The following is a 6339-nucleotide window of genomic DNA, read 5'->3' as shown; positions in this document are numbered from 1 at the left end:
ACCACGTCGCACCGTACTGCGATGCTTCGCAACATGGCAGCTTCGCTCATCAAGCATGAGCAAATCAAGACAACTCTGCCAAAGGCAAAGGAATTGCGTCCCTATATCGAAAAGCTGATTACGCTTGCGAAAAAGGGTGGCTTGTCCAACCGTCGCCTCGCGATGAGCCGTTTGATGGATGATACACAGCTCGTGAAACTGTTCGACGAACTGGCGACACGCTATGCAGATCGTAGCGGCGGTTACAGCCGTGTGATCAAGGCTGGTTTCCGCGGTTCGGATGCTGCGCCAATGGGCGTCATTGAACTCGTTGATCGCAATGTTGATGCCAAAGGCCAAGACAGCGGTCCAGTCGACGTCATGGACGACGGCGAGTAAACGCGTCTCGCATAACAAGCTTTGGAAGGGCGGTATCTGAAAGGGTGCCGCCCTTTTTATTTGGCTCAGGCTGTTGCGTTGCGACGATGACTTACCCCTTGTTCAGCATCATAGAATTTGTATGACACGCGGCAAATCATTCGACGAAGCTCCAATATAAACTGTCGGGCGGCGCGCAATATCGTTGGTGTTATCTCGCTGACGCTTTACTCTCGATTTAAAGAATTGAGAGTTGAGGAAATGATTTTATGCGAAGTGCAATTTTGCTTGGGGCAGCCATCATGTTGACGCCAGTGTCGTCCATGGCTGGCGCCGAAGATGCTGCGAACACGGATGTCTCAGTCAAGCTGATCTATCCAAAAACCAAAACTGTAAATGTTGTCGACGAGCAATTTGGAGTGAAGGTTGCAGACCCCTATCGTTGGCTTGAAGATGACGTCCGTGTGAACCCAGAGGTTGCCGACTGGGTGAAGGCCCAAAACGCCGTTACCGACGCGTATCTTGAAACATTACCGGGCAAGAAAATTCTCGCCGAACGCATGAAGAAGCTGTTTGATTATGAACGCTTCGGCCTTCCCGAAAAAGCGGGCAGCTATTATTTCTTCACAAAGAATGACGGCCTGCAAAACCAATCTGTGCTCTATGTTCGTAAAGGGCTAAAGGGTACAGATCGTGTTTTAATTGACCCGAACAGTTGGGCAAAGGATGGCGCAACTGCGCTTGATAGTTGGGTGCCTTCAAAGAACGGTACGTTTTTGGCGTATTCCATTCAGGACGGTGGGTCGGACTGGCGCACGCTTAAGGTGATTGAATCCGCTACCGGTAAAGTGTTGCCAGACGAAATCAAATGGGCGAAATTCACCAACATAAGCTGGGTGGGCAATGACGGATTTCTTTATTCCCGCTTTGTCGAGCCAAAAGAAGGTGCCGCATTCCAGCAGCTGAATTACAACCAGACGGTATATTATCATAAAATCGGGACGCCACAGTCTGAAGACAAAGCGGTTTACGCAACGCCGGATAAGCCTGAATATGGGCATAGCGCTCAGGTGACGCATGACGGCAAATGGGCAGTTATCACAACCTCATCGGGCACGGATGAGAAATACGAACTACACGTGATTCCGCTTGGCAAAAAACCAACCTGGAAGGCCCAGCCTTTGGTCATGGGTCTTGAGTATGACTGGGGGCTCATTGAAGGGATGGGGAACATCTTGTGGTTCACCACCAACAAGGATGCTCCAAAGCTGAAGGTTGTCACTGTTGACCTGGGAGCGAAGACGCCCGTGTTCGTGGACGTCATCCCAGAGCGTGAAGAAACCCTGTCTCGCACACAGATTGTCGGCAACCGACTGATTCTGTCCTATATCAAGGACGCCAAATCAATGGCGCTGATGACGGATCTTTCCGGCAAACCCGTTCAGGAAATCAAACTCAACGCCATCGGAACGGCCAGTGGTTTTTCCGGGACGCCGGGTGATCCGGAGACATTTTTCGGCTTTTCAAGCTTCAATCAACCGGGCGCTGTGTATCGTTTCAACAGCGACACCGGTGTTTCGACAGTTTTTGCCCAGCCAAAGTTGAGCTTTGACCCGCAAGATTATAGCGTGGCCCAAATATTTTACCCTTCGAAGGACGGTACAAAAATTCCGATGTTCGTGGTCCATAAAAAGGATCTCGATTTGTCCCAAGGCGCGCCGACTTTGTTGTATTCTTACGGCGGGTTCAACATTTCGCAGACGCCAACTTATTCACCAACGCGGATGGTTTGGCTTCAGTCGGGTGGCGTTTTTGCGCTGGCCAATATTCGCGGAGGCGGTGAATATGGAAAGCCATGGCATGACGAGGGACGCCTGATGAACAAGCAGAACGTCTTTGATGATTTCGCGGCCGCAGCGGAATATCTGATCGCGTCGGGTATTTCAGCTAAGGGCAAGATTGCTATTGAAGGCCGCTCCAATGGCGGTTTGCTCATCGGCGCGTCCTTGAACCAGCGCCCCGATTTGTTTGCGGCGGGACATGCTGCCGTGGGCGTGATGGACATGGTCCGCTTTGATAGGTTCACGGCAGGTCGCTATTGGGTCGATGATTATGGCTACCCAAGCAAAGAAGCCGATTTCAAAATGCAGATGACCTATTCACCCTATCATAACATTAAATCAGGTGTCGCATATCCGGCCGTTATTGTGTCGACTGCCGACACCGACGATCGCGTGGTTCCCGGACATAGCTTCAAATATATTTCCGCCCTTCAAGCGGCGGATACGGGCAGCAAACCAAAAATCATTCGCATTGAAAGCCGTGCTGGCCACGGTTCCGGTAAGCCGACGGACAAGGTTATTGAGGAATATTCAGACATTTACGCGTTTCTTGCCAAATGGACCGGCTTGAAACTAGCCGAATAGTTGTTCATAAAAAGTGCGATTTACATGAACATATACTGACAAGTCAATTCAGCATTCGGTCAATTTGATGCGGCTAATTGTTCTCCACCGGCAGGAAATATCTGCGCCGAATAAGGAGACTGAAGATGAACATTTTAACCAAAAGCTTGCTTAGCGCTGGGGCTGCTGCTGCAGCTTTGGCAAGTGTCGCGGTGCCCGCTCAGGCAAGGGAACGATACGACCGTCATCGCGACAGCGTAAGTGCTGGTGAAGTAATTGCCGGCGCCGTCGTGCTTGGAGGTTTGGCTGCTGTGTTGTCTGCCGGCAAAAACAACCGTAATAATGACGGCGACAATTATGAATATAATCGGCCTGGTTACAATTATGACGATCGCGGCGGAAATAGCCGGGCGGCCGTAAACAGGTGCATTAACAGCGTTGAACGCTGGTCAGACGGTTATCGCCGCTCGGAAGTAACTCAAGTGCGGGACATAAAGCGGACACGTTTTGGTTATCGCGTCATTGGCAATCTCGTTGTTAAGGGTGGTCAGCAGGACCGGGTTTATAAAAACGGCTACGGCGGTGATCGTTATGATGGCAACACCTATGGGCGCAGATACAACAAGGGCTGGTTTACCTGCACTTTCGAACAAGGTCGCGTCGTGGGCGTCAATTATAGCGGGTTGGACCAATGGCGCTAACTCTTAAAAACTAGTGGGGCAAAGAGGCTCGGTTTGGGAAAGACCGAGCCTCTTGTCGTGTCAGAGGAAAGTGATCATTTGCAGCGATAATTGCTGCGATCAATTTCGCGGCCCAATAATGCGCCCCCTGCGGCACCGAGAATTGCCCCCAAGGTCCTGTCTCCGCGACCGGCAAGTTCGTTGCCCGCAAGTCCTCCAACCGCCGCGCCGATAATCAAACCTGTCGTGCCATCGTCACGTTTGCAATAATAACGGCCATCATCGCCGCGCCATAAACGGGTGTTGCTACCAATGCTTTGCGCATCCCGCCGCCCTTCACGATAACCTTTTTTATAAGCACGGCCTTGTTTGTCTTTGTGGCCCCATGCTTTGGCATGGCCAGGTGGGTCCGCCAGCAGGGCTCCTGTGGGGACCACCAGCGCCGCAGCAACCAAAAACATACATGCGTTTTTCATATTCTATCTCCTTGTTTGTAACTGGACTACGCGAGGAACAAACACATTGGATGAACCGCAGTTGCATAACATATGAATATAGGGATAGCCTGTGGCATCTGGGCGCTGGGCGGTTGATGGGCTTCGCGGAAAACGTCGACGACTTGCTACCGCGCTAAAAACCCGCCACAGTCTGTCTGTGGCAAATATTATCGCGTTTCTTGTCGGGCTCATCGCCCTTGTTTTGGCAATCGTCGGCTTCATCCCTTTGCTTGGGTGGCTGAATTGGCTGATTATCGTTATTGCCGGGGTGGGTGCTGCATTCGGGTTCATATCGGAAAAGAACAGCGGACGGAATTTCTGCTTCGTCGTTATGGCAATTTGCGCGTTCCGTCTCTGGATCGGCGGCGGCATTATCTGATCCTCACACGAGGGCAGGGTTAAAACATCATGGCAGACAATTCGGAAACCGCGCGGCCCAATGGCCTGCCTTATGCTATCTCGGCTTATCTCATCTGGGGCTTTGTCCCGGTATATTTTAAACTGTTGAACCATGTCCCGCCCATCGCAATTGTGGCGCAGCGGATTCTTTGGTCCATACCGTTGCTTTTGGTCATCATGGGATTGCGTAAACAGCTGAGCGAATATGCTGCCATTTTTCGGCATCGCGTGCATTTGCGTAATTTGCTCGCATCCGCGACGCTGATTGCGATCAACTGGCTCATTTATATTTGGGCCGTATCCACCGATCACATACTGGCCGCCAGCCTTGGTTATTATTGAACCCGTTGGTAAACGTACTTTTGGGCCGTCTGTTCTTAGGCGAGCGTCTTCGTCCGCTACAGATGGCGGCGGTCGCCGTCGCCGCTATTGGCGTTGCTATCCTGATTGGTGATGCGCTTGATACTTTATGGGTGTCGGTTTCATTGGCCTTCAGCTTTGGCCTTTATGGCTTGATCCGAAAGGTTACGCCGGTCGGCTCTGTGCCGGGCCTTGCTATTGAGACGACGTTGCTTGCGCCCTTGGCGCTTGGCGCTGTGTTTTGGTATGCGCAGGCAGGAACGGGCGGGTTCGGAGATGATCTGACAACGTCTGGCTTGTTGATCCTAGCTGGGGTCATAACAGCGGTTCCGTTGCTCATGTTTGCGACGGCTGCGCGGCGGATGAGTTACGCCAGCCTTGGCTTCGTCCAGTATATAGCGCCGTCGATTGCGTTTTTACTGGGCGTGTATGCTTATGGCGAGCCGCTAAGCACGACCAAACTTGCTTGCTTTGTGCTCATATGGACCAGCATCGCAATTTTCTGTGCGGATGCGATCAAGACCTATCGTGCAGCCAAAGCCTAAGCCTTAAAACGCCAGCCTAGGGTCTCACCCGCGTGAAATGGCACGACGGATACACCGTCAAGCGCAAGCAGCTCTGGAACAGCCGTGTCGATGCGCTCCAACGTCACGCGGTCTTCATTGAGTGGCAGGCTATAAAAACGCGGGCCATTTTCTGAGGCAAATGCTTCAAGTCGGTCCAGCGCGCCCTCTTCGTCAAACACTGCGGCATAGCTTTCCATAGCGAACGGTGCGTTGAAAATGCCGGCGCATCCACACGCGCTTTCCTTTGCGGCTTTGTCATGAGGCGCGCTGTCGGTGCCAAGGAAATATTTGGCACTGCCTGACGTAGCTGCCTTGCGTAAGGCAAGCCGATGCACTTCGCGCTTGGCCACTGGTAAGCAATATGCATGCGGGCGAATGCCGCCTGCGAACATGGCATTGCGGTTGATGTGCAAATGTTGCGGCGTAATGGTGGCGGCAATATTATCGCTACCTGCATCAACAAATGCGACCGCGTCGGCGGTGGTGATATGTTCAAAAACTATCCGAAGTTCGGGCAGGTCGCGCACCAGTTTCGAAAGTGTCTGCTCTATAAACACCGCCTCACGGTCAAATATGTCGACATGCGAATCGGTCACCTCGCCATGGATGAGCAACGGCATGCCAATGCGCGCCATATGTTCAAGCGCAGGCATGATGTTTGCCACATTGGTGACGCCATGCGCGCTTCCGGTGGTTGCGTGCGCTGGGTATAATTTGGCGGCAGTAAACACGCCTTCGGCAAAACCGCGTGCCAACTCGTGCCCATCTGTTGCATCGGTCAGATAGGCAGTGATAAGCGGCGTAAAGCTAATGCCTTGCGGAACGGCAGCTACGATCCGGTCGCGGTAGGCGGCGCCGGCCTCAACCGTGGTCACGGGCGGTGACAGGTTGGGCATCACAATGGCGCGCGCAAATTGGTTTGCGGTGTAAGGCACCACGCTGCGCATTACTGCACCGTCGCGCAAATGAACATGCCAGTCATCGGGCCGGCGGATGGTAAGAATCGTCTGGTCGGTCATGGCTTCCCTTTAAGCGTCCGCCCCCCTATCTGTCACCTATGAGAAACACCCGTCTT

Annotated in this window: 8 protein-coding genes; 6 read left to right on the top strand and 2 right to left on the bottom strand. The window is 52.7% G+C overall.

Going from position 1 to position 6339, the window contains the following annotated elements; all coding sequences use genetic code 11:
* The 3 genes from rplQ to ACIQ2T_RS11455 all read left to right on the top strand — a co-directional run.
* A partial coding sequence (gene rplQ, locus ACIQ2T_RS11465) for a 50S ribosomal protein L17 (protein WP_397590929.1) occupies window positions 1–378 on the top strand: 378 nt, incomplete at its 5' end.
* A 248-nt stretch (window positions 379–626) separates the two neighbouring features.
* Window positions 627–2783 (top strand): prolyl oligopeptidase family protein, encoded by a 2157-nt coding sequence (locus tag ACIQ2T_RS11460; protein ID WP_397590928.1) that lies wholly within the window; start codon window positions 627–629, stop codon window positions 2781–2783.
* Window positions 2784–2908: 125 nt separating this feature from the next.
* Window positions 2909–3463 carry a hypothetical protein gene (locus ACIQ2T_RS11455; RefSeq protein WP_397590927.1) on the top strand — a complete coding sequence of 185 codons (555 nt, stop codon included), beginning with the start codon at window positions 2909–2911 and terminating at the stop codon, window positions 3461–3463.
* A gap of 74 nt (window positions 3464–3537) precedes the next feature.
* On the opposite strand, the gene ACIQ2T_RS11450 is transcribed toward ACIQ2T_RS11455, so the two are convergent.
* Window positions 3538–3918, bottom strand: coding sequence for a glycine zipper 2TM domain-containing protein (locus ACIQ2T_RS11450; protein WP_397590926.1), 381 nt, complete (start codon window positions 3916–3918; stop codon window positions 3538–3540).
* A 91-nt stretch (window positions 3919–4009) separates the two neighbouring features.
* Here ACIQ2T_RS11450 and ACIQ2T_RS11445 point away from each other — a divergent pair, with 91 nt between their 5' ends.
* The 3 genes from ACIQ2T_RS11445 to ACIQ2T_RS11435 are packed head-to-tail and all read left to right on the top strand — an operon-like array spanning window position 4010 to window position 5243.
* The gene (locus ACIQ2T_RS11445) at window positions 4010–4318 is read left to right on the top strand and encodes a hypothetical protein (protein ID WP_397590925.1); all 309 of its coding nucleotides are present in this window, start codon (window positions 4010–4012) and stop codon (window positions 4316–4318) included.
* A 29-nt stretch (window positions 4319–4347) separates the two neighbouring features.
* Complete coding sequence (locus tag ACIQ2T_RS11440) at window positions 4348–4680, top strand: hypothetical protein (RefSeq protein ID WP_397590924.1); 333 nt, start codon at window positions 4348–4350, stop codon at window positions 4678–4680.
* Window positions 4677–5243: an EamA family transporter gene (locus ACIQ2T_RS11435; protein ID WP_397590923.1), complete on the top strand. Its 567-nt coding sequence runs from the start codon at window positions 4677–4679 to the stop codon at window positions 5241–5243. The genes ACIQ2T_RS11440 and ACIQ2T_RS11435 overlap by 4 nt, the downstream gene beginning before the upstream one ends.
* Here the strand turns inward: ACIQ2T_RS11435 and pyrC are convergent.
* Window positions 5240–6283: a dihydroorotase gene (pyrC, locus tag ACIQ2T_RS11430; RefSeq protein ID WP_397590922.1), complete on the bottom strand. Its 1044-nt coding sequence runs from the start codon at window positions 6281–6283 to the stop codon at window positions 5240–5242. The two genes, ACIQ2T_RS11435 and pyrC, sit on opposite strands and share 4 nt — an antisense overlap.
* Between the last annotated feature and the right edge of the window lie 56 nt (window positions 6284–6339).

It is taken from the genome of Sphingorhabdus sp., from assembly GCF_044357595.1.
Classification (GTDB): domain Bacteria; phylum Pseudomonadota; class Alphaproteobacteria; order Sphingomonadales; family Sphingomonadaceae; genus Sphingorhabdus_B.
This window is presented reverse-complemented; position numbering and strand designations above follow the sequence as displayed.

What these genes read in the sequence shown, in the direction of transcription:
- ACIQ2T_RS11440 (WP_397590924.1), top strand. Translation starts at nt 4,348, where the DNA reads ATGGCAGACAATTCGGAAACCGCGCGGCCCAATGGCCTGCCTTATGCT.
- ACIQ2T_RS11460 (WP_397590928.1), top strand. Translation starts at nt 627, where the DNA reads ATGCGAAGTGCAATTTTGCTTGGGGCAGCCATCATGTTGACGCCAGTG.
- pyrC (WP_397590922.1), bottom strand. Translation starts at nt 6,283, where the DNA reads ATGACCGACCAGACGATTCTTACCATCCGCCGGCCCGATGACTGGCAT.
- ACIQ2T_RS11450 (WP_397590926.1), bottom strand. Translation starts at nt 3,918, where the DNA reads ATGAAAAACGCATGTATGTTTTTGGTTGCTGCGGCGCTGGTGGTCCCC.
- ACIQ2T_RS11455 (WP_397590927.1), top strand. Translation starts at nt 2,909, where the DNA reads ATGAACATTTTAACCAAAAGCTTGCTTAGCGCTGGGGCTGCTGCTGCA.